This is a genomic window from Hymenobacter busanensis (genome assembly GCF_008727865.1).
In the GTDB taxonomy this organism is placed as follows: domain Bacteria; phylum Bacteroidota; class Bacteroidia; order Cytophagales; family Hymenobacteraceae; genus Solirubrum; species Solirubrum busanense.
The window spans coordinates 172,900-194,001 of record NZ_VTWU01000003.1; the positions used below are offsets into that span (position 1 = coordinate 172,900).

Annotated in this window: 18 protein-coding genes and 1 riboswitch; of the genes, 9 read left to right on the forward strand and 9 right to left on the reverse strand. The window is 62.3% G+C overall.

What is annotated here, in order from left to right:
• The first annotated feature begins 3 nt into the window (after positions 1–3).
• Both tamL and F0P96_RS08610 read left to right on the forward strand, forming a co-directional pair.
• Positions 4–2,388 carry a translocation and assembly module lipoprotein TamL gene (gene tamL / locus F0P96_RS08605; protein ID WP_151078457.1) on the forward strand — a complete coding sequence of 795 codons (2,385 nt, stop codon included), beginning with the start codon at positions 4–6 and terminating at the stop codon, positions 2,386–2,388.
• Positions 2,389–2,435: 47 nt separating this feature from the next.
• Positions 2,436–2,825, forward strand: a complete 390-nt coding sequence (locus tag F0P96_RS08610; protein WP_151078458.1) for a hypothetical protein — start codon at positions 2,436–2,438, stop codon at positions 2,823–2,825.
• A gap of 42 nt (positions 2,826–2,867) precedes the next feature.
• Here F0P96_RS08610 and F0P96_RS08615 read toward each other — a convergent pair whose 3' ends face one another.
• From F0P96_RS08615 to metH, 6 genes are all read right to left on the reverse strand, one after another.
• Entirely contained in the window at positions 2,868–4,418 is a 1,551-nt protein-coding gene (locus tag F0P96_RS08615) for an N-acetylmuramoyl-L-alanine amidase (protein WP_160620275.1), read from the reverse strand.
• A 64-nt stretch (positions 4,419–4,482) separates the two neighbouring features.
• On the reverse strand, positions 4,483–5,055 hold the full coding sequence (locus F0P96_RS08620) for a hypothetical protein (RefSeq protein ID WP_151078460.1): 573 nt from the start codon (positions 5,053–5,055) through the stop codon (positions 4,483–4,485).
• 34 nt (positions 5,056–5,089) lie between these two features.
• Positions 5,090–5,674, reverse strand: a complete 585-nt coding sequence (locus F0P96_RS08625) for an energy transducer TonB (RefSeq protein ID WP_151078461.1) — start codon at positions 5,672–5,674, stop codon at positions 5,090–5,092.
• Positions 5,675–5,857: 183 nt separating this feature from the next.
• The gene (locus F0P96_RS08630; protein WP_151078462.1) at positions 5,858–6,346 is read right to left on the reverse strand and encodes a tetratricopeptide repeat protein; all 489 of its coding nucleotides are present in this window, start codon (positions 6,344–6,346) and stop codon (positions 5,858–5,860) included.
• 137 nt (positions 6,347–6,483) lie between these two features.
• Positions 6,484–7,440, reverse strand: coding sequence for a methylenetetrahydrofolate reductase [NAD(P)H] (gene metF, locus F0P96_RS08635; protein ID WP_151078463.1), 957 nt, complete (start codon positions 7,438–7,440; stop codon positions 6,484–6,486).
• Positions 7,441–7,495: 55 nt separating this feature from the next.
• Positions 7,496–11,242: a methionine synthase gene (gene metH / locus F0P96_RS08640; protein WP_151078464.1), complete on the reverse strand. Its 3,747-nt coding sequence runs from the start codon at positions 11,240–11,242 to the stop codon at positions 7,496–7,498.
• 75 nt (positions 11,243–11,317) lie between these two features.
• Positions 11,318–11,431: riboswitch (SAM riboswitch) on the reverse strand.
• A 164-nt stretch (positions 11,432–11,595) separates the two neighbouring features.
• On the opposite strand from metH, the gene F0P96_RS08645 reads away from it, so the two are divergent.
• Positions 11,596–11,868, forward strand: coding sequence for a hypothetical protein (locus F0P96_RS08645; protein ID WP_151078465.1), 273 nt, complete (start codon positions 11,596–11,598; stop codon positions 11,866–11,868).
• Positions 11,843–12,733, forward strand: a complete 891-nt coding sequence (locus tag F0P96_RS08650) for a prohibitin family protein (RefSeq protein ID WP_151078466.1) — start codon at positions 11,843–11,845, stop codon at positions 12,731–12,733. The genes F0P96_RS08645 and F0P96_RS08650 overlap by 26 nt, the downstream gene beginning before the upstream one ends.
• 143 nt (positions 12,734–12,876) lie before the next feature.
• Here the strand turns inward: F0P96_RS08650 and F0P96_RS08655 are convergent, their stop codons facing one another.
• Complete coding sequence (locus tag F0P96_RS08655) at positions 12,877–14,070, reverse strand: class I SAM-dependent rRNA methyltransferase (RefSeq protein ID WP_151078467.1); 1,194 nt, start codon at positions 14,068–14,070, stop codon at positions 12,877–12,879.
• A gap of 102 nt (positions 14,071–14,172) precedes the next feature.
• Between F0P96_RS08655 and F0P96_RS08660 the strand changes: the two genes are divergently transcribed.
• Together F0P96_RS08660 and F0P96_RS08665 are read left to right on the forward strand one after the other, a co-directional pair.
• A complete protein-coding gene (locus F0P96_RS08660; protein WP_151078468.1) occupies positions 14,173–14,496 on the forward strand; it encodes a winged helix-turn-helix transcriptional regulator in 324 nt (107 codons plus the stop codon).
• Positions 14,497–14,619: 123 nt separating this feature from the next.
• Positions 14,620–15,093 carry a GNAT family N-acetyltransferase gene (locus tag F0P96_RS08665; RefSeq protein ID WP_151078469.1) on the forward strand — a complete coding sequence of 158 codons (474 nt, stop codon included), beginning with the start codon at positions 14,620–14,622 and terminating at the stop codon, positions 15,091–15,093.
• On the opposite strand, the gene F0P96_RS08670 is transcribed toward F0P96_RS08665, so the two are convergent.
• Entirely contained in the window at positions 15,071–15,541 is a 471-nt protein-coding gene (locus tag F0P96_RS08670) for an SRPBCC family protein (RefSeq protein ID WP_151078470.1), read from the reverse strand. The two genes, F0P96_RS08665 and F0P96_RS08670, sit on opposite strands and share 23 nt — an antisense overlap.
• A gap of 260 nt (positions 15,542–15,801) precedes the next feature.
• Here F0P96_RS08670 and F0P96_RS08675 point away from each other — a divergent pair, with 260 nt between their 5' ends.
• The 3 genes from F0P96_RS08675 (at position 15,802) to F0P96_RS08685 (ending at position 18,053) form a co-directional block, all read left to right on the forward strand.
• Complete coding sequence (locus F0P96_RS08675; protein WP_151078471.1) at positions 15,802–16,008, forward strand: hypothetical protein; 207 nt, start codon at positions 15,802–15,804, stop codon at positions 16,006–16,008.
• A gap of 54 nt (positions 16,009–16,062) precedes the next feature.
• Positions 16,063–17,136, forward strand: a complete 1,074-nt coding sequence (locus F0P96_RS08680; RefSeq protein WP_151078472.1) for an aminotransferase class I/II-fold pyridoxal phosphate-dependent enzyme — start codon at positions 16,063–16,065, stop codon at positions 17,134–17,136.
• Between the two features lie 215 nt (positions 17,137–17,351).
• Positions 17,352–18,053 (forward strand): hypothetical protein, encoded by a 702-nt coding sequence (locus F0P96_RS08685; RefSeq protein ID WP_151078473.1) that lies wholly within the window; start codon positions 17,352–17,354, stop codon positions 18,051–18,053.
• A 22-nt stretch (positions 18,054–18,075) separates the two neighbouring features.
• Here the strand turns inward: F0P96_RS08685 and F0P96_RS08690 are convergent, their stop codons facing one another.
• Complete coding sequence (locus F0P96_RS08690) at positions 18,076–21,015, reverse strand: DEAD/DEAH box helicase (protein ID WP_151078474.1); 2,940 nt, start codon at positions 21,013–21,015, stop codon at positions 18,076–18,078.
• Positions 21,016–21,102 lie beyond the last annotated feature (87 nt).

Consider the following 21,102-nt stretch of genomic DNA (forward strand, 5'->3'; position numbering starts at 1 on the left):
CCGATGTCAGTAATGAAAACCAATACGACGGGGACGCGGCCAACCACAGCAACTCCGGGCACGCCAGTGCGCCACCGGGCCCTGCAGGGCACTGCACTGGCGGCGCTGTTGCTGCTGGCCGCGTGCAGCGGCACCCGGTTCATTCCCGAAAACGACAAGCTTTATACCGGCAGCACCGTCAAGATTACCTCGCCCTACCCCATTCAGAAGGAAGCGGAGCTGCAGACCGAACTGGAAACGGTCATCACTCCCAAGCCCAACGCCTCCATCCTGGGGCTGCGGCCCAAGCTGTATTTCTGGCACATGGGCCAGGGCAAGAGCAAGGGGCTGGGGCATTTTCTGGCCGAGAAATACGGCGAAGCGCCGGTGCTGCTGAGCCAGGTAGACACCCAGAAAGTGAAGGGGCTGATGATTAACCGCCTCTACAACAACGGCTACTTTGCCGGTCCGCGGGTGCAAACCAAGCCCAACGCGAAAGGCCGTACCGCCACCATCGACTACACGGCCACGGTGCAGCGGGCCTACACCATCAAGGAAATTCACTTCCCCGAGCGCGACACCCTGCTCGACCGCGACATTCGGAAAACGCAGCCGGGCTCGTTGCTGAAAGTAGGCGAGCCGTACAACCTCAACACGCTCATTACCGAACGCTCCCGCATCGACGACCAGCTGAAGCAGAACGGGTACTACTTCTTCAACCCCGACTACATTCTCTACGAAGTCGACAGCACCGAGCACAACCAAGTGGACGTGTACCTGCGCGTGAAGGGCAATATTCCCAGGCGGGCCTCGCAGTCCTACGTGCTCAACCGTGTGACGCTGAACACCCGCTACGGCCTGACGGACACCACCGAGTCGATTAAGCCCATCATGTACAAGGGCTACCGCTACGTGCCCGACGAGAAGGTGTTCAAGGCCAAGGCCATTACGGGCGCGGTGTTTCTGTTCCCCGACAGCCTGTACCGACGCCGCCGGCAAGACCAGACCCTGAGCCGCCTGATGAGCCTGGGCACCTTCAAGTTCGTGGACATTCAGTTCCGGCAGGCCCGCCAGAAGCCCGACTCGGCCGGCTACGGCTTCCTGAACGCCTCGGTGCGCATGACGCAGCTCAAGAAGAAGAGCCTGCGGGCCGAGGTGCAGCTAGTGTCGAAAACCAACGGCTTTACGGGGCCGGGCTTCACGGCACAGTTCCGCAACCGCTCGGCCCTGCGCGGTGCCGAGCAGCTGCTGGTCAACGTTGTCGGCTCGTTTGAAACCCGGCAGGGCACCGGTTCCAGCAACACCGGCGTGGAAGGCACCACCGGCCCGGTGCTGGGCCTCACCTCGTTTGAGCTGGGCGCCAATGCGCAGCTGCTGGTGCCGCGCCTCATCACGCCGCCGCTGCCGTTTCTCGACGTAACGCTGCGCAACTCCGACTTTCAGCCGCGCACCTCGTTTGGCGTCGGCTACCGCTACGTGGAGCGGCGGCAGTTTTTCCAGGAAGACTTTTTCAACCTGAACTACGGCTACAGCTGGAAAACCAAGATTACCAACGAGCAGGAACTGCGCCCCATCGACCTGCAGTACATCCGGCTGGCCAAAACCACGCCCGAGTTCGACAAGCTGCTCGAAAGCCGGCCGTTTCTGGCCAACTCTTTCCGGCAGCAGTTTATTCCGGCCAGCTCCTACCGCTACACCTACAACACCCAGGTGTATGAGCGGCGGCGCAACCAGCTCTACTTCAACGGCGGATTGGAGCTGGCCGGCAACCTGGCCAGCGCCATCAACAAGCTGACCGGCGCGGCCCGCAACGACAGCGGCCGCTACGAAATCATCGGGCAGGAATTTTCGCAGTACACCAAGCTCGACCTGGAGTACCGCAACTACTACCGCATCACCCAAAATCCCACCAGCGGCAACAAAATTGCCACCCGCCTGCTCATTGGCCTGGGTATGCCCTACGGTAACTCCGACGTGATGCCCTACCTGAAGCAGTACGGCGTGGGCGGCCCCAACAGCGTGCGGGCGTTTGCCCCGCGCGAAGTGGGCCCGGGCAGCTATAAGCCCACCAACTCCAGCGTCAGCTCGCGCTTTTACGACCAAGTGGGCGACATCCGGCTGGAAGCCAACGTGGAGTACCGCCAGGACTTGTTTCCTTACGTGAAGGGGGCCTTGTTTATGGATGCCGGCAACGTGTGGCTGGTCAACGACGACAAGACGCGCCCCGGCGGGCAGTTCAAGCCCGGCTCGTTCCTCAACGAGCTGGCCATCGGCGCCGGCGCGGGCGTGCGCGTCGACATTCAGTTCCTCGTCATTCGTCTCGACGTGGCCTACCCGCTGCGCGTGCCCTACGGCGGCAGTGGCGGCGGTTCCCTGGTGCCAAACCTGGCTATCGGCTACCCGTTCTAGGTATCTCGCCGAAGAGACACGACAGGCACCAATGAAACGCAGCGTCTATGCTCAAATCAAAGTTCGTTAGCGACATTCTAACGCTGTTGCTCGATGCTGATGACGCCGTTGACGCATTGCAGCATCAACTGGCCTTTTTGGAGGAAGACGATCTTGAGTATACAACTAGGGGTGTAATTATTGCTTTTAAGCAGTTGCCTGGCATCGAGGCGTACCGATGTGCAGCCGACGGATACTATCCTGGTGTCACTATTAAATCGACGGAACTGGAGGTGGGAGCCGACGCAACGCTGGTCGTCGATAACGGGTTAATCGACTACTTGGAGATATGGGCGTTTGGAGGTGTTTATCCTTCTCACGAGCTAAAGCAATACGAACTTGAGCAGGTATGGCAAAATTCGCCGGGTCGAAAAGTCAGTTCGGAGGACAGCAAGTAGCGAGGTTCTGAAAAAAACAACGGCAAAAGAGCTTTGTAGCTTCTATTGCTCTGCCGCTTCCTTGCTGAACCAGCCGCGGATACCTTTGGCCCGATTGGCTTTCAGAAACTGCTTGAGCCCTTCGGTAATTCGCTCGGCTATCTGCTGCTGAAAGGCCGGGTCTACCAGCCGCCGCTCGTCGTCGGGGTTCGAGACGAAGGCCGTTTCCACCAGCGCGTTGGGGTATTCGGTAGGGCCGTTCAGGCCGAAGTTGAACGCGCCCACGTTGCCCCAGGGCTTGAGGCCGGTTTTCAGTATCTCGTCGTAAATGGCTTTCGACAGCGGCCGGAACGCCACGTAGCGGTAGAACGTGGCCGTACCCTGCACCTCGGTGGCGCCCGCCGAATTGACGTGGATGCTCACCAGCAGGTGCGGCAAGGCTTTGCGCAGCCGCAGCACGCGCAGGCCGTTGTCTACGCTCACGTCGGCGTCGCGGGTCATGAGCACGGTGGCACCCTCTTTTTCCAGCAGCGTGCGCAGCTTTTGGGCCATAGCCAGCGTGAGGTTCTTTTCCATCACGCCACTGGCACCCACCGCGCCCTGGTTGTCGCCGCCGTGGCCGGCGTCTACGGCCACGGTAAGCCCTTTCAGCTCCAGCTTCGCCGGCGGCCGCCGCACCCGTATTGTCAGCACGTTGCCCTGGTAGCCAATGGCGTAGCCCCAGCTCTGCGCGTGCCGCAGGTTGATGACAATCCGAAATACATCGGGCTGGGGCTGCTGGTAATACACGTCCTCGATTTCGCGCAGGCCGGCCCGCTGGGTTATCCAGTTGGTGTTGGAGGTGGCCCCAAATACGTCGATTACCAGCCGCGTGGGGTCGGGCAGCAGCTCCGAGCGGTAGGGCAGCCGCTCCTGCAGGGGCACGCGCACGTAGTCGAACTGCTCGTCGCCGCTCACGCTCCACGAGCCCGTTAGCGAAACCGGCACGAGGCCGCCGGCTGGTTGCAGCCGCACAACCTCCTCGGGCACCCAGGCCGTTTGGTTGTCGGCCAGGCGCACGCGGTATTGGTCGGCCACGCGGCCCGTAACGTGCAGCAGCACCAGCGAATCGAGGTAGCCGAATTTGGCGCCGCCGAGGCGGTCTTCGCCCAGGCCGTAGTTCAGGTAAGCCAGGCCGCCGCGGGTGCGGGCCAGCAGCAGTTGGGTGGGGTCGAGCAGGCGCACAGTGGTGCGGGTGAGCAGGGAGTCGCGGCGGCCGTCAGGCAGCGTCAGGCGCAGCAGCAATGGGCGGCCCACGCCAGCGGCCGTGCCTAGCGTATCGCCGGGCTGCACCACGTAGCTGGTTTGGTACACGCCGCGCTGGCCCTGCACCAGCGCGGGCGCCAGTTCGGCCAGAGGTACGCCGTTGAGCATCGTCACCAGGGCGCCGGGCTGGGCTTTCACGCGCACTTGCAGCCGGTCGCCGGGCTGCAGCCACTGGTCTTTGGCCGGTATGGTTTCGGCCTTCTCAATCAGCCGCAGGGTGGGCGCGGGCGGGCGTGGCGTCTGAGCCGGCACCACCGTCGGCCCCAGGAAACAGCTCAACCACAAGCAAAGCAGTAAACAACGTGGCATAGGGCAAGCAAAGCAAAAAGCCCCACCACGAGGCGGGGCTTGAAGATAAAAGAGCATCGTGGCACTACTGGCGGTCGGCGGGTTTGTCTTTCACGGCGGCGCCCAGGTCTTTCAGGTCGCGGCCGGTTTCGAGGGCCGTAAACTCCGCTTGCAGCGCTTTGATGTGCAATTCGTTGCGAGCCGGCAGGTCGAGGCGAATGGCGCGGTAGCGGGCGTTCAGGCGGTTGAAAATGGCGGTGGCGTAGTCCCAGTCACGCTGGGTCCAGGTGCGGCGCTTGGCGCGGGTCTCGCGCAGCAGCTGCACGTAGGCTGGCTCTAGGTCCGTCACGGTCAGTTGCTCCACGTTGGCGTAGCTGCCCAGCAGCTCCTGGTTGAAAGCGGCCGTGGCGGCGTTGTCGAGCGGCTGGCGGTTGCGCTGGCGCGAGACGGAATCCCAGCGGGCGGCGCGGCTGCCCACGCGTTTGAGGACGTCGCCGGCGCGGTTGGCCACGGTGTCTATTTCGCGGGCACTGTTGCGCACGGCCTCTTCCCGTTCGCGCGGGGTAGAGTCGCAGGCGGTGAGCAGCAAGGAGCTAGCGGCCAGCAGCACCGGAAGGCCAGCGGGGCGAAAAACGAAAGCGGCAAAAGCGTGTTTCATGCCCCAATGTACGGCTGCCGCGGGCCGCAGGATACTAGCGCGAGGAAGTAGTATTCTGCACCCGGAACACGAAAGGCAATTCGTATTCCACGGGCACGGCGCGGCCGTTTTTGCGCCCCGGTATCCATTGCGCCGGAATCAGCTTGGCCACGCGCAACGCTTCCTGGTCGCAGCTGTTGCCAATGCCCAGCAGCACCTTATGGTCACGGGCTGCGCCTAGCGTATCCACCACAAACGTAACCACCACGCGGCCTTGTACTTCGCGCTGGCGGGCGTCTTCGGGGTACTGCAGCTGGCTGGTGTAGGCCGATAAAGCGCCGTCGCCGCCCAGAAACAGCGGCGGGCGGTCGAGGTAGTCGCTTTTCCACTCGCCGTTTTGCTGCAGGCGGTAAGGCCGGTCATCGGACTGGCGGAAATACAGCAGCTTCTGGGTAGAATGGTCGTAGCGCTGGACCAGCACTTTGCGGCCGCTGCCGGTGTAGGCGTAGTAGCTCCACAGCCCCACCTTCTTGCCTTTCTCCACCCGGCCGCTATCCAGCTCCGACGCCCGCACCCGGCCTTGGGCGTACAGGGTGTGAGAAGCCAAAATCAGGAAAAAAGCGAGTAAGATTGATTTCATAGAATTGCACTGTGCGCATGCGCATTTGGATACACATACGGCGGAAGGAAGTTGTGGAGCGGTTAAAAGGCAAAAACGACGCTTACGTACTCATTTTCAGCCTTCAGCAACGCGAATATATGTAGTTTTTCACCCCAATCGATTGGGGTAACAGGCGGGCTCCGGTAATAAAAATATGTGCAGCTACAACGACTCGTCGAGGCGGTCCTGCACGTCGCGGAGCTGCTCTTGCAGGCCCGGCAGGTGCGGACACAAGCGCGCCAAACGGCGCAGGGTGCGCAGGGCGCCGCGCTGGTCGCCCAGCATCCGCTGGATAGTGGCTTTGCCCGATAGCGCCCCGAAATGGCGCGGCTCCCGCTTCAGGGTTTGGGCAATGTCGTTGAGCGAGGAACGGTATTCGCCGCGCAGGTAATAGGCCGTGGCGCGTTTGTTCCAGCCCTCGGCGTACTCGGGCAGCTGCTTAATCAGGAACGTAAACTCGGCAATGGCCTGGCTGTACTCGCCGGCGGCCATGTCGCGCATGCCCGCTTCCAGCCGCTTGCTTAGGGCCACATCGTCGAGCTCCAGCCACAACTGCCAGATGCCTTGCTGCAGCGCTTCCACTTCCAGCGGAGCCGTGGCCATACGCAGGCGCAAGAAAAGCTCGGCAAGGTGGTGCTGGCGTTCAGACATGGGTATGGCAAATGGCAACGGCTTAATAACGAGGAAAAATAAAGAACGGCTAACGCCCGCGGGCGTTAGCCGTTCCCAAAGGGGCCTCTTCGCGGCCGACAGCCGTTCATCGGCCGCAAGCTGGGCCGAGGGGCCTGCTAAAACAGCGCGGCCGCTACCCGGCGGATCGTTTCCGATTTGCCCATGGAGTAGTAGTGCAGGCTGGGCACGCCGGCGGCCATCAATTCGCGACTCTGCTGAATGCACCACTCAATGCCGATTTCGCGGGCGGCGGCATCGTCGCGGCACTGGGCCACGGCTTCCACCAGCTCCTCGGGCAGGTTGATGAAAAAGGAGCGGGGCAGGGCCGTGAGCTGCTTTTTGCCGGTGAGCGGCTTGAGGCCCGGAATGATGGGTACCGTGATACCCGCCGCGCGGCACTGAGCCACGTACTCGAAGAACTTGGCGTTGTCGAAGAACATCTGGGTCACGATGTAATCGGCGCCGCGGTCTACTTTGTGCTTGAGGTAGCGCACGTCGGCGGCGTGGTTAGGCGCCTCGAAGTGCTTTTCGGGGTAGCCGGCCGTGCCGATGCAGAAGTCGGTGGCAAAAGTGTCGTCCTGCTCTTCGTCGAGGTACTCGCCCTTGTTCAGGTTGGCCACCTGCCCAATCAAGTCGCAGGCGTAGGCATGGCCGTCGGGTTGGGGCTTGAAGCTGCCTTCCGACTTAATCGGGTCGCCGCGCAGGGCCAGCACCGTGTCGATGCCCAGGAAATGCAGGTCGATGAGGGCGTTTTCGGTTTCCTCCTTCGAGAAGCCGCCGCAAATCAGGTGCGGCACGGTGTCCACATCGAAGCGGTTTTTGATGGCGGCGCAAATGCCGACCGTGCCGGGGCGGCGGCGCACGGTTTTCTTTTCCAGCAGGCCGTTGGGGTGCTGGCGGTACACGTACTCCTCGCGGTGGTACGTCACGTCGATAAACGGCGGCTTGAATTCCAGCAGCGGCTCGATGTTGGAAAACAGCGTCTGGATGTTTTCGCCCTTGCGGGGCGGCAGCACCTCAAAGGAGAACAAGGTTTTGCCGTTGGCGCGGGCCAGGTGGTCGGTAACTTTCATACAAGTGGAGGCAAAGCAAAATGCTCCCCGCCCGGCGTAGGGCGGGGAGGCCGACCTAGCGGCCAGTGGCCACGGTTTCGGCGGTAGGTTCGTAGTTCAGGTTCGGCGACAACCACCGCTCCAGCTCGGCAAACGGCATACCCTTGCGCCGGGCAATGTCTTCTACCTGGTCTTTGCCAATGCGGCCCAGGCCGAAGTAGCGCGCGTCGGGGTGGGCGTAGTAGAAGCCACTGACGGCCGCGGTAGGGTGCATGGCCAGGTTTTCGGTGAGCGTGATGCCGGTTTGCGCCGCCCCGCCGAGCAGCTCAAACAAGGTGATTTTCTCGGTGTGGTCAGGGCAGCCGGGGTAGCCGGGAGCCGGGCGCACGCCGCGGTATTCTTCCTTGATCAGGCCTTCGTTGCTCAGGTGCTCATGGGGCGCGTAGCCCCACAATTCGCGGCGCACCCGCTCGTGCAGGCGCTCGGCCAGTGCCTCGGCCAGGCGGTCGGCCAGGGCCTTGGCCATGATGGCGGAGTAGTCGTCGTGCTGGGCCTCAAACTGCGCCACCAGCTCGTCGAGCCCGATGCCGGCCGTCACGGCGAAGCCGCCGAGGTAGTCGGCGCGGCCCGAGTCTTTGGGCGCCAGGAAATCGGAGAAGGCGAGGTAGGGCAGGCCGGGCGCTTTCAGGCTTTGCTGGCGCAGGGTGAAGGTTTCGGCCTGCACCTGCTGGCGCGTGTCGTCGCGGTACAGCTCAATGGTGTCGTGGTCGACGGTATTGGCCGGCCAGAAGCCCACCGTGGCGCGGGCCTGAATCAGCTTTTCGTCGACGAGGCGCTTGAGCAGCACCTGCGCGTCGGCAAACAGCTTGGTGGCGGCCTCGCCGTAGGTGGCGTCTTCCAGAATGCGCGGGTAGCGGCCTTTCAGCTCCCAGGCGTGAAAAAACGGCGTCCAGTCGATGTAGGGCAGCAGCTCGGTCAGCGAGTAGTCCTCGAATACCCGCGTGCCCAGGAACGAGGGCTTGGTGATGTCGGCCGCGGCCCAATCGGCCTGGAAGCCGCCGGCGCGGGCGTCGGCAATGCTCACGTAGTCCTTGTTGCGCTGGCGGCCGGCGTGGTCGTCGCGCAGCTGCAGGTACTCGGCGGCAATGTCATTCACGAAAGCATCCCGACCCAGCCCCAGCAAAGCCGAAGCTACTGGCACGGCCCGCGAGGCGTCGTTCACGTGCACCACCGGGCCCGAGTAGGCCGGGCCGATGCGCACCGCCGTGTGCAGGCGCGAGGTAGTGGCACCGCCGATGAGCAGCGGCACACGCAGCCCGCGCTTTTCGAGGCCCTGCGCCACGTACACCATCTCATCGAGCGAAGGCGTAATCAGGCCGCTCAAGCCCACGATGTCGGCGCCGATGCGCTCGGCTTCGTCCACGATGCGCTCCAGCGGCACCATCACGCCCAAGTCAATGACCTCGTAGTTGTTGCAGGCCAGCACCACGCCCACAATGTTTTTGCCGATGTCGTGCACGTCGCCCTTCACGGTGGCCAGCAGCACTTTGCCGGCGGTCTGCCGGGCTTCGGTGCCGCCCTGCAGGGCCGCGGCGTCGCGCTCGGCCTGCATATAAGGCTCTAGCCAGGCCACGGCGCGCTTCATCACGCGGGCCGATTTCACGACCTGCGGCAGGAACATTTTGCCCGCGCCAAACAGGTCGCCCACCACGGTCATGCCGGCCATCAGCGGTCCTTCAATCACGGCCAGCGGGCGGCCCAGTTGCTTGAGGGCTTCTTCGGTATCGGCTTCGATATGGTCGGTGAGGCCCTTCACCAGCGCGTGTGAAAGGCGCTTTTCCACCGGCCAGCTGCGCCATTCGTCGTTGGTGGCAGCGGCTTTGGAGGCGGCCCCGCCGCCCTTGCTTAGGCTGAGCATGTCGGCCAGCTGCACCAGCCGCTCGGTGGCGTCGGCGCGGCGGTCGAAGAGTACGTCTTCCACGGCTTCGAGCAGCGGACCGGGAATCTCGTCGTACACGATGAGTTGGCTGGGGTTCACGATGCCCATGTCGAGCCCGGCCTTGATGGCGTGGTAGAGGAAGGCCGCGTGAATGGCCTCGCGCACCTGGTCATGACCGCGGAAGGCGAAGCTCACGTTGCTCACGCCGCCGCTGGTGAGGCAGCCGGGCAGGTGCTGCTTGATCCAGCGCACGGCTTCGATGAAGTCGATGGCGTAGCGGCGGTGCTCCTCGATGCCGGTGCCCACGGTGAGGATGTTGGGGTCGAAAATGATGTCTTCGGGCGGGAAGCCGATGTCCTCGGTCAGGATGCGGTAGGCGCGTTGGCAGATGTCGACGCGGCGCTGAAAGTTGTCGGCCTGGCCCTGCTCGTCGAAGGCCATGACGATGACGGCTGCCCCGTAGGCGCGCACCAAGCGGGCGTGGTGCTTGAAGGCTTCCTCGCCTTCCTTCAGCGAAATGGAGTTGACGATGCTCTTGCCCTGGGTGCATTTCAGGCCGGCTTCGATGACTTCCCACTTCGAGGAGTCAATCATGATGGGCAGGCGGGCCACGTCGGGCTCCGAGCCGATCAGGTTCAGGAAGGTCGTCATGGCGGCGGCCGAGTCGAGCAGGCCTTCGTCCATGTTCACGTCGAGTACCTGCGCGCCGCCGTCTACCTGCGCTTTGGCCACGGCCAGGGCTTCTTCGTACTTCTCGGCCCGAATGAGCTTGGCAAAGGCGCGGGAACCCGTCACGTTGCACCGCTCGCCCACGTTCACAAACAGGCTGTCGGGGTACACGTTCACCGGCTCCAAACCGCTCAGGCGCGTAGCGCGGGGCCGCTCGGGAATGGCGCGGCCGGGGTACTGGCTCACCAGTTTGGCGGCCTCGGCAATGTGCTGGGGCGTGGTGCCGCAGCAGCCGCCCACAATGTTCACCAGGCCTTCCTGCAGGTATTCTTCCAGCACGTCGGCAAACTGCTTGGCCGTTTCGTCGTAGCCACCGAAGGCGTTGGGCAGGCCCGCGTTGGGGTAAGCCGAGACGTAGCAGTCGGCCAAGCGGCTCAGCTCCTGCAGGTACACCTTCAGCTGCTTGGCGCCGAGGGCACAGTTCAGGCCCACGCTCAGGATGGGCAAATGGCGAATGGAGTTCCAGAACGCCTCCACTGTTTGGCCCGAGAGCGTGCGGCCCGAGGCGTCGGTGATGGTGCCCGAAATCATGACGGGTACCACGCGGCCGCCTTCGTCGAAAAAGCGCTGGGTGGCAAACAGGGCCGCCTTGGCGTTGAGCGTGTCGAAGATGGTCTCGATCAGCAGCGCGTCTACACCGCCGTCGACGAGGCCGCGCACCTGCTCGTGGTAGGCCTCGGCCAGCTCATCGAAGGTCACGGCGCGGAAGCCGGGCCGGTTCACGTCGGGCGAGAGGGAGGCGGTGCGGTTCGTTGGGCCAATGGCGCCGGCCACGAAGCGCGGCCACTCGGGCGTGCTGTATTCGTCGGCGGCCTGGCGGGCGAGGCGGGCGGCCTCGTAGTTGAGCTCGTACACCACGTGCTCCAAGCCGTAGTCGGCTTGGGCAATGGTGGTGCCCGAGAAGGTATTGGTTTCGGCTAGGTCGGCGCCCGCGGCGAAGTACTCGGCATGGATGCCGCGAATCACGTCGGGGCGCGTCAGACAGAGCAGGTCGTTGTTGCCGCGCAAGGGCTTGGGGTGGTCCTGAAAGCGCGTGCCCCGGAAATCTTCTTCCGTGAGCTGGTGGCGCTGAATCATGGTGCCCATGGCGCCGTCGAGCACAATGGCGCGGCGGGCGAGCAAGTCGGCAAGCGGAGAAGACGGCAAAGTGGCCATAGCTGCTTTCTGGGTATAGGGTGTGCGTGTGCGCCTATCCAGAAAGTCACGGCCGCCGCGAAGGGTGGCCGGATTCGCTCATCTTTTCCGAACGCGCAAGTGGCTTCGGATGGGAGTTAGCACCTCCGCCGCAGTGGCTGGTTGCTAAGACGTCACAGGGCCCAGTCCCTCGGTCTTTCTGGATAAGCTACTGCGAAGATAATGCAGGCAAGGCGCATAAACAAGGCGCAGTACCAGCGGCAGGCCCCGCAGGTGCACGGCTGGCACTTGGCGTGCGTCGCCTAGGCGCCGTTGGTGCGGGTCTGCGTGCTAGTTCGCATATTGGCTGCCAACTCAGCCGCCGCGGCTTCGTCATGGTCACAAAACGTACTTCCTTCCGATGGGTGCTAGCTTGGCTGCTGTTCTACGGCTTGGGCTTGCCTTATTGCGTGCCGGTGCTGCTCGACTGGCTCAACCGGCCCTCCGACCGATGGGTCGTCTACGGCATGCTGGGCATGGCCGTGGTGGGGGGCCTGGTGGCCCTTTCCCTGTACCAGGCCGCCCGCGCCCTCCTGCGGCGCTTCCAACCGCCTTCCACTCCATCCTCCACTTCGTACCTGCATGAGCGCGATTCCACTCGAGACTAGCCGCCGCTGGCTGAAGCCGCTGATTTTTCTGGGTTTGTTGCTGGTGGCCTTCGTGGCCAGCTGCAGCCTCATCAAAGTCGAGCGCATCGACGCGGGCAACGTGGGCATCAAAGTGAACCTGACCGGCTCGGGGCGCGGCGTCGACGACATCACCTACACCACGGGCTGGGTGTTCTACTCGCCGCTGAGCACGGCCGTGTACGAGTTTCCGGTGTACACCCAGCACAAGGAATACGAAGAGTTTGAGGTGCAGAGCAAGGACGGCTCCAGCTTTGGCGTAGCGCCCAGCCTCAACTACTTCATTCAGCAGGACAAGGTCGACGACATCTTCCGCCAGTACCGCCGCCCGCTCACCGACATCGAGAACGGCTTCCTGAAAACGGCCGTGTACGAGGCCTATCGCGTGGCCACCAACCGCTACACCGCCGACAGCCTCATCAGCAACCGCGGCAGCTACGAAGGCCAAGTGAAGGCGGCTCTCACCGGCCAGCTGCAGGGCATGGGCTTCACCGTGCAGCAGATTACCACCAAGCTGGAGCCGCCCGCCAGCCTCAAGGCCGCCATCGACGCCAAGAACACGGCCGTGCAAACCGGGCTGCAGACGGAAAACCGCATCCGGCAGGCCGAAGCACAGGCCCGCATCAACATTGCCGAAGCAGAGGGCCGCGCCAAAGCCATTCGCATTGCGGCCGATGCCCAGGCCTACGCCAACGAAAAGCAGCAACAGTCGCTCACGCCGCTGCTGGTGCAGATGCGCTGGATTGAAGCCTGGGAAAAAGGCGGCAGCAACGTGCCTACCTACACGGGCGGCGCCGGCGGCAGCCAGTTTCTGATGCAGATGCCCGCGCCGGGCGCGGCGAAGTAGCACCAACAGTCAGCCATGCTGTGGAGCGGGCTTTCGTCTGTCATCCTGAGCGCAGCGAAGGACCTTCTCACCGCTGAACGTTTTGTTCCGGCGTGAGAAGGTCCTTCGCTGCGCTCAGGATGACGCGATGAACACCGGGTAGCTTAATCCACCGCCAGCACCAGACCCTTGAGGTACTCTCCCTCCGGGTGAAACAAACTCACGGGGTGGTCGGCGGGCTGGGTGAGGCGGTGCAGGATGCGGGCCGGGCGGCCGGCTTCGATGGCGGCGGCCATGATGGCGCCCTCGAACAGCTCCATGCTCACCACCTGCGAGCAGCTGAAAGTAAACAGCAGCCCGCCGGGCGAAATCTGCTTGATGCCGGCCACGTTCAGGCGCTTGTAGCCCATCAGGGCGTTGTGGCGGGCCGAAAGGTGCTTGGCAAAGGCCGGCGGGTCGAGTACGATGAGGTCGTACTGGTTGTGGCGGTCTTTCAGGAACGTGAATACGTCCTGGGCGTAGGCTTCGTGCCGGTCCTGCAAGCCGGTCAGCTCGGCGTTGCGGTTGGTCAGCTCCACGGCTTTCTTGCTCGAATCGACGGAATGCACCAATTCGGCCCCGGCTTGCAGGGCGTACACCGAGAAGCCGCCCGTGTAGCAGAACGTGTTGAGCACGCGGCGGCCGGGGGCGTAGCGGGCCAGCAGGGCGCGGTTGTCACGCTGGTCGATGAAAAAGCCGGTTTTCTGGCCCGTTTCCCAATCCACGGCGAAGCGGTGGCCGTTTTCCTGCACAAGATGCTCGTGGCCGGTGCTTTCGCCGAAGAGGTAGCCGTTTTGGGCACCGGGCGCGGCCTTTTGGGGCACGGTTTCGGCGCTCTTGTCGTAGATGGCGCGCAGGCCGGGCACGGCCGTTTGGAGGGCTTTGGCAATGTGGGGGCGGGCCAGGTACATGCCCGCGCTGTGGGCCTGCACCACGGCCACGTCGCCGTACACGTCGATGATGAGGCCGGGCACGCCGTCGCCCTCGGCGTGCACGAGGCGGTACACGTTGGTCGCGCCTTCGCCCGTCAGGCCCAAGCTGTGGCGCAGGCGGTAGGCGTTCTGCAGCTTCTCGGTCCAGAAGGCTTCGTCGGCCACGGCCGGCACGTCTGGGCCGAAGGCCAGCATGCGCACGGCAATGGAACCGGGGGCGTAATGGCCCATGCCCAGCTGCTCGCCGTTGTGGGCGTGCACCGCCACCACCTGCCCCTCGGTCACCTCGCCCTGCATACGGGCAATGGCGCCCGAAAACACCCACGGATGCAGGCGGCGCAGGGATTGATCTTTTCCGGGTTTGAGCGTGACGATGGCAGCGGACATGGCAAACAAAAGCAAGTGCGAACCGCAAAGGTACGCACCCGAACGCGGGGCAGTGCAGGCGGTATCTTTGCCCGACGGCCCGCTTCCACGTACTCAACCGCTATGGAAAACCCCATCGACGCCCTCGTGAAGCTCATCAAGGGCAAGCACAAAGCCGATATCCTGATGTTTCTGAACCCGCAGCCGCGCCGTTTTAGTGAGGTGCGGCGGCACTTAGGCCGCGTCAGTGAGCGGATTCTGACCAAGCAGCTGCGCGAGCTGGAGGCCGAAGGGTTGGTGCGGCGCGAGGTGTTTCCCGAGGTGCCGCCGCGCGTGGAGTACAGCCTCACCGCCCACGGCTACACGCTCTGCCCGGTGCTCAAGCAGATGTGGTACTGGGGCCGGCAGCACAACCGGCAAAAAATGGAAGCGCCGGTAGCCGTTTGAACCTGGCAACCGGCGCCCCGGGCCCAAAACTTCCCTCGCTGTAAGTAACCCGAAGCGGCGGTGCGCTCTTGCGCCGGGGCGCGAGCGGTGCGTCCTTCGCGGCCCTCACCCGTCTTTCCCGCCATGAATACCCCCGTTTCTGCCGTCGACATTCTGCCCTACGAGCCCGCGCACCAAGCCGCCTTCCGCGACCTGAACCACGAGTGGATTACGCGCTACTTCGTGCTCGAAGACCTCGACCGCCGCATGCTCGACGACCCGCAGGGTTACATCCTCGACCGCGGCGGCTACATTTTCATGGCCCGGCACAACGGGCAGTTGGTGGGCACCTGCGCCCTCGTCTACGAGCACGAGGGTGTGTATGAGCTGGCCAAAATGGCCGTGACGCCCGCCGCGCAGGGCCTGGGCATTGGCTATTTGCTGGGCCAGGCCGTCATCAACAAAGCCCGCGAGATTGGGGCGCGGGAAATCGAACTGCTCTCGAACCGTAAGCTGGCGCCGGCGCTGGCGCTGTACCGCAAGCTGGGCTTCGCGGAAGCGCCGCTGCTCCCGTCGGAGTACCAAAGATCCGACATCAGGATGGTGCTGGCGCTGTAGCCGGGGCGCCGAACACGCGGCGGTAAACCGGGCGCCGCCAGGCAAACTGCGCCCACACGAGCGGGCAGAGCAGGGCATCGAGCAGCGGCGAGAAGGTGCGGTATTCGATGTCTTCGACGATAACGGTGCCGTCGCCGGCCGCCGCTTCCAGCAAATGCCGGTGCCGCCAGAAGCGCAACGGCCCCGGCAACTCCTGGCCCTGGTCCACGAAGTAGCGGCCGCCGCCGGGTAGCTCGCCGTGCTCGGTGATGAGCGAGGTCCAGCGGCCGAGGCGCAACGGCCCCAGGTGCAGCTCGATTTCGACTACGTCGCCGCGCCGGCAGCCATCGAAACGCAGCAGGCGCATTTGCGGCAGCGGCGGGGCGAGGCTCAGGAACAGCTGACGGGTGAAGCCGGCCCACACCTGCGCGGGCGGCTGGGCAACGGCGGTGCGGAGCAGGAGGTGCATAATTGGTTGCCAACACGGCTCGGTATGTATTGTTCCGTTGCCATCAGAAGGTCGGCGGATTATCTTGTCGGCATATGACAAAATACTTGCTACTGCTTCTACTCTGTACGTCTTGCTCGTTGTCGTCGCCCGATTGGATACGCGGAGAATGGCAGGAGGTGAAAGCACCGGGTGACACCAGCCGCTTTCGGCGGCAGTGGAAATTCAGTTGGACGGGCGTTTACGTCAGAGTCCGTAAGACAGAACCGTGGTTTCGACTGATGTCGATTTTCCCATTCACGTCGCGAACCGGAATTGCCGCTGCCAACCGGTACACCATTCGGCTGGATAACGCCATCGAACAAGAGCCCGACTTCGATACCTTCACTAAGGTATCCGATACAGAGCTATTGTACCACGATTCCACCAAGTACCGAACCCCGACTTTTGTAAACGGCCCCACCATCCGGCTGGTGCGAGTTGAATAATCCAGTGGTTCGGCAGTGGACGTAAGCTGTCGATTGAAGTACGTTTTGTTGCCCATGCTCGAAGCCGACCACCTGCCCGGCCGCACACTTCTCGCCACCGACGGCCGCGAATACCTCTACTGCAGCGGCACCAGCTACCTGGGCATGGCGCGCAACCCGGCGTTTGCCGCCCTGCTGGCTGAGGGCTTGAGCCGCTACGGCAGCAACTACGGCAACTCGCGCAACGGCCCATTGCGCCTGCGCATCTACGCCGAAGCAGAACGTTACCTCGCCGCATACACCGGTGCCGCGGCGGCCCTCACGGTATCGTCGGGCTATTTGGCGGGCCAGATGGCCGTGAAAGCCCTGGCCCGCGCCGGCCGGTTCGAGTACGCCCCCGGCACCCACCCTGCAGCTTGGCTCACCGAGCACGCGCCGCTGCCCACCGCCCCGCGCCCGTTCGACGACTGGGCCGCGCACCTGCTGCGCCGCCTGCAGCACGAAACGCCCGAGCCAGTCGTCATCGTCTCCAACTCGCTCGACCCGTTGCGCGCCCAGCGCTACGATTTCGCGTGGACGCAGCACCTGCCCACCAACCGCCCCATCACGCTGCTCATCGACGATTCGCACGGCTTCGGCGTCATTGGCCCCGGCGGCGCGGGCATTTTTCGGGAGCTGCGCGTACCGCCGTCGGTGCGGGTGGTCGTGGTTAGTTCGCTCGGCAAGGCCTGCGGTATTCCGGGTGGGGTAGTACTGTCCGAGGCGCGTTTCATCGACGAACTGCGCCAAAGCGCCTTTTTCGGGGCCAGCTCGCCGGTGGTGCCGGCCTATTTGCACGCCTTTGTGCAGGCCGAAGAGTTGTATGGGCAGGCGCGGGCGCAACTGGCCGCCAACGTGCAGCAGTTTGCGGCCGCCACCGCTGATACAGAGTTGTTTCAGGGTGCGCCCGGCTTCCCGGTGTTTTACACGCCCCGCAACGAGCTGGCCGATTTCATGCTGCAGCGGGGCGTGCTGCTTTCCAGCTTCGCCTACCCCACGGCGGCCGATCCGTGCATTACGCGGGTGGTGCTGTCAGCTTTACACACGGCCGAAGATGTGGCGCGGGTAGCGGAACTGTGTATGGAATTTACAGCGCAAACGCATCTATAGCTGTAGGCAGTCAGACCAGCTGCCGACGTCAACGGTTGTTATTAGTTTTTTGCCATGCTTGATGCTCTTTTTGCCTCGCTGCTACCGCTTTGTTTGTCCTATAATTCGCTCGGTAACACCCCTGAGGCTGCAGCAAGTACTGATGACCCTTTCGCTACATCCAAGTACCGGTTAACTTGTTTATCAGTAACCGCTTACTGCCGGGCTCCATGACCATGGCTGATATTAAACGGCACCGTATCAAAACCATCCGCGAAAAGAGTACAACCGATAGCCGTGTTTTCTGGAATATCAAGCAGTTTAACGAACAGGGGCACACGATTTATCAACGTTTTTGGACGCAGTGGACCGATCAACCCAGCAGTGGGTACAATCAGTTTTTTACTTGTATCTATTTATCCGACGGCAAAATAGCTGCGGTAACCACCCTGTCCGACAGTACCCGGCAGCAGGTCGTTGAGCGGTTCAAATATACTTATAACAGAAAAGGGCAGCTAAGGCGGGCAGGGAATCACCAGCTAGTCTACTACTCCAACGGCCTATTGCAATCGGTAGAAAACAACGTTGAAACCGAGCGTTATTACTACAACACTCAGGGTCAACTTACCCGGATCAAATTCGGTTTTCAGCTTGGAGTAGTGACGTGCGGGAACAACACCGAAGAATGGCGGGGGCAATACAACACCAAAGGCCAGCTTGTTGGCGAAGAGTACATCGGTATGCATGGCCGCTCCTACCAACTGAGTTACGATTCTGCAGGCCTACTTGTGCGTCGTGCAGCGGATGATCAGGGTTGGTTTCGCAGCACATACGAAAGCATCTACCAATACCAAAACGGCCTTCTGGCTCGGAAAAGCGAGAAATTAGACGGAGGAATGACGCAGATTACCACGTATGAGTACGAACAGTACCGATGACGGTGACTTGACAATTCGGCCTCTACCCCAGCAACTCCTCAATATCTTCCTTCGTCAGGCTCTTGATGATGGCTTCGTCGGTGGTTATCAGGTCGGAAACCAGCTGAATCTTGCGGTTCTGCAGGGCCAGGATTTTCTCCTCTACGGTGCCCTTGGTGATGAACTTGTAGGTAAACACCGTTTTCTCCTGCCCGATGCGGTGGGCGCGGTCCACGGCCTGGGCTTCCACCGCCGGATTCCACCACGGGTCGAGGATGAACACGTAGTCGGCCGCCGTCAGGTTTAGGCCCACGCCGCCGGCTTTCAGCGAAATCAGGAACACGCGCAAATCTTCGGTTTCCTGGAAACGCGCCACTTCCTTGTGCCGTTCGCGGGTGTTGCCGTCGAGGTAGGCGTATTCAATTTGCTTTTCGTCGAGCGAGCTACGCACCAAGTCGAGATGCTTCACAAACTGGCTAAACACAAGCACCTTGTGGCCTTCCGATACCACGCTCCGGATCATGCGCACCACCTCGCGCAGCTTACCCGATTCGTGCTCATACTCCTCGTCGGCCATGCGCGGGTGGTTGGCAATCTGGCGTAGCTTGGTGAGGCCCTGCAGCAGCATAAACTGGGTGCTGGCCGTGCCGTGCTCCTCAATGCTCTGCAGAATCTTGTTGCGGTAGTAGCTCTTGGTTTCCTCGTAGCAGCTCTGCTGCTCCTCCGTCATGCGGCAGTAGCTCAGGTGCTCGATTTTCTCGGGCAACTCGGTAGCTACCTGGGCCTTGTGGCGACGCAGAATAAAGGGCTTGATGAGCGCGTGCAGGCGCTTGGTCTTGGCCTCGTCTTTCTCCTTCTCGATGGGCTTGAGGAATTCCTTGCGGAAAAACGCCTGTGAGCCAAGCAAGCCGGGGTTGATAAACGACATCTGCGACCAAAGGTCCATCGTGCTGTTCTCGACCGGCGTACCGGTCAGAATCAGGCGGTGGCGGGAGTGCAGGTGCCGCACGGCCTGCGAAGTGGTCGAGCCGGGGTTCTTAATGGCCTGCGACTCGTCGAGGATTACGTAATCGAAATGGTAGGTTTTCAGCAGCTCCGCGTCGAGGCGCACGATGCCGTACGAGGTCAGAATCACGTCGTAATCGGCGAACTGCTCCACGTTTTTGTCGCGGTAGGTGCCGGTGTAGGTCAGAATGCGCAGGCCGGGCGTAAACTTCTGGGCTTCGCTCAGCCAGTTGTATACCAGCGACGTGGGCATGACCAGCAACGACGCCGCGCCGCCGGCCGCCCCGCTTTCCTTGCGGTCCATCAGCATGGCCAGCGTCTGCACGGTTTTGCCCAAGCCCATATCGTCAGCCAAGCAGCCGCCGAAATGATAGTCCTGCACAAAATGCAGCCAGTTGTAGCCGGCTTTCTGGTAGGGGCGTAGCTCGCCGTGGAAACCGGCCGGCAGGGGCTGGTCTTCCACCATCTCGAAGCCCCGCAGCCGCTCCAGCTTACGGCTCATGGTCACCGTCGCCAGGTTGCCGTTCTGCAGGTCCGACACCAGCGCGACGTGGTGCTTCTTGAGCTTGAGGGTGTGGTGGTGGTCTTCGCTAAAGGCAAACAGCTCCAGGTACTGCGTAAACCACTCCTCGGGAATGATGGCAATCTGGCCGTTGGGCAGCTTAAACTCGTGGCGCTTCTGTAGGATGTAGGGCCGAAGCTTGGCAAACGGAATTTCAAATTCGCCGAAACGCACCGTGCCGTGGATGTCGAACCAGTCGTTGGTTTCGGTAATGCCCACCGTCACCGTTACCTGCCCGATGAAGTAGTCCTTGCCCGACGAGCTGCCCTGCTGCACCGTGAAGCCCAGTTGGGCCAGCTCGGCCGCGTGCGAGTGCAGCCACTTGAAAGCGGTGGCTTTTTCGAGCACGGCGCGACCATTCTGCACTTCCAGCGCCCGGTCCTGCAGCGCCCGAATGAACTCCTGCTCGTCTTCCAGATTGCGAATGAGGCGGTGGAACACGTAGGAATCCGACGTTTTCTCCAGCTGCACGCTCACGCGCTTGTCGTGGTTGCGCACCAGGTGGTTGCCGTAGCGGAAAGCCAAGTCGAAATGAATGTGGTCGGAGCCGGAATCGGTAACCGCGGCCCGGCGCGCGGCGGGGCCGGCATCGGTAGCGTAGGTGAGGCCCGCGGTGGGCACGTCGGAGAAAATGAGGTGCGGGCGCGCCTGGTAGCGCTCCGAGCGAATGTCGAAGCCGCGGGCGTGCACGTCGAACGATTCCACCAACGGCGCTACGAAGCGTTGGTAGTAGCTGTCCTCCACCTGCCGCGGAATGACGATAAACTTCTTGCTGAAGAAAGGCTGCAGCTTTTTACCGTCCACATCGTTGCGGAAGTTGTGCAGCACGTCGTCGAGCAGCATCCAAGCGGGCTGGCAGCACACCATCACGGCCCCGCGGCCCGTGAAGTCGAGCTTCTGGCCGCAGTACTGGATGGTGGGAAAGTAGTGGGTATTGTCGGGGTTGCGGCGGAAGTGAAACAGCACCGACGCGGGCTCGGGCGCCACCTTTATTTCGTGCCAAGTCGGCTCCCCGTCCTTGCCCATGATGAACACGAGCTTGCCCTGCAGCCGGTCCAGAATCTGGCCCATGCGGTTCTGCACGTAGCCCGAAATGCGCTCCTGCAGCCCCTTGTCGCCCTTTTCGGGGTCGTAAATCTTGAAAAAGAAGTCGGCTGGCGTGGTCTTTTTCGACCAGAACTCTTTGATAACCGCATCTTGCTGCACCTGGTCGGTCAGGGCAATCAACTCGAAGTCTTTCGCGTCGAGCCCGTCCGCAAACTCCGGCGCGTTTTTGGCCGATACGTTCTGGTGCTGCAACGTGAGCTGCCCCTTGGCATTGAGCTGAACGACGTAGGACTCAAACAAATAGCCCAGGTACTCGTGCTCAAACAGCGAGTAAACAATTTGAAATGGCTGCGTGGTAGAGACCTTCATAACGGCAGCAAATGCGGCATTGAAATTAAGAACAAAAGCTAAGTTGTATATTATTTCGGAAATAATAAAACTTTATCTATAAATAAT

Bases quoted from the DNA above. Each gene is read 5' to 3' on its own strand.
- tamL (WP_151078457.1), top strand. From the start codon at position 4: ATGTCAGTAATGAAAACCAATACGACGGGGACGCGGCCAACCACAGCA.
- F0P96_RS08610 (WP_151078458.1), top strand. From the start codon at position 2,436: ATGCTCAAATCAAAGTTCGTTAGCGACATTCTAACGCTGTTGCTCGAT.
- F0P96_RS08615 (WP_160620275.1), bottom strand. From the start codon at position 4,418: ATGCCACGTTGTTTACTGCTTTGCTTGTGGTTGAGCTGTTTCCTGGGG.
- F0P96_RS08620 (WP_151078460.1), bottom strand. From the start codon at position 5,055: ATGAAACACGCTTTTGCCGCTTTCGTTTTTCGCCCCGCTGGCCTTCCG.
- F0P96_RS08625 (WP_151078461.1), bottom strand. From the start codon at position 5,674: ATGAAATCAATCTTACTCGCTTTTTTCCTGATTTTGGCTTCTCACACC.
- F0P96_RS08630 (WP_151078462.1), bottom strand. From the start codon at position 6,346: ATGTCTGAACGCCAGCACCACCTTGCCGAGCTTTTCTTGCGCCTGCGT.
- metF (WP_151078463.1), bottom strand. From the start codon at position 7,440: ATGAAAGTTACCGACCACCTGGCCCGCGCCAACGGCAAAACCTTGTTC.
- metH (WP_151078464.1), bottom strand. From the start codon at position 11,242: ATGGCCACTTTGCCGTCTTCTCCGCTTGCCGACTTGCTCGCCCGCCGC.
- F0P96_RS08645 (WP_151078465.1), top strand. From the start codon at position 11,596: ATGGTCACAAAACGTACTTCCTTCCGATGGGTGCTAGCTTGGCTGCTG.
- F0P96_RS08650 (WP_151078466.1), top strand. From the start codon at position 11,843: ATGAGCGCGATTCCACTCGAGACTAGCCGCCGCTGGCTGAAGCCGCTG.
- F0P96_RS08655 (WP_151078467.1), bottom strand. From the start codon at position 14,070: ATGTCCGCTGCCATCGTCACGCTCAAACCCGGAAAAGATCAATCCCTG.
- F0P96_RS08660 (WP_151078468.1), top strand. From the start codon at position 14,173: ATGGAAAACCCCATCGACGCCCTCGTGAAGCTCATCAAGGGCAAGCAC.
- F0P96_RS08665 (WP_151078469.1), top strand. From the start codon at position 14,620: ATGAATACCCCCGTTTCTGCCGTCGACATTCTGCCCTACGAGCCCGCG.
- F0P96_RS08670 (WP_151078470.1), bottom strand. From the start codon at position 15,541: ATGCACCTCCTGCTCCGCACCGCCGTTGCCCAGCCGCCCGCGCAGGTG.
- F0P96_RS08675 (WP_151078471.1), top strand. From the start codon at position 15,802: ATGTCGATTTTCCCATTCACGTCGCGAACCGGAATTGCCGCTGCCAAC.
- F0P96_RS08680 (WP_151078472.1), top strand. From the start codon at position 16,063: ATGCTCGAAGCCGACCACCTGCCCGGCCGCACACTTCTCGCCACCGAC.
- F0P96_RS08685 (WP_151078473.1), top strand. From the start codon at position 17,352: ATGGCTGATATTAAACGGCACCGTATCAAAACCATCCGCGAAAAGAGT.
- F0P96_RS08690 (WP_151078474.1), bottom strand. From the start codon at position 21,015: ATGAAGGTCTCTACCACGCAGCCATTTCAAATTGTTTACTCGCTGTTT.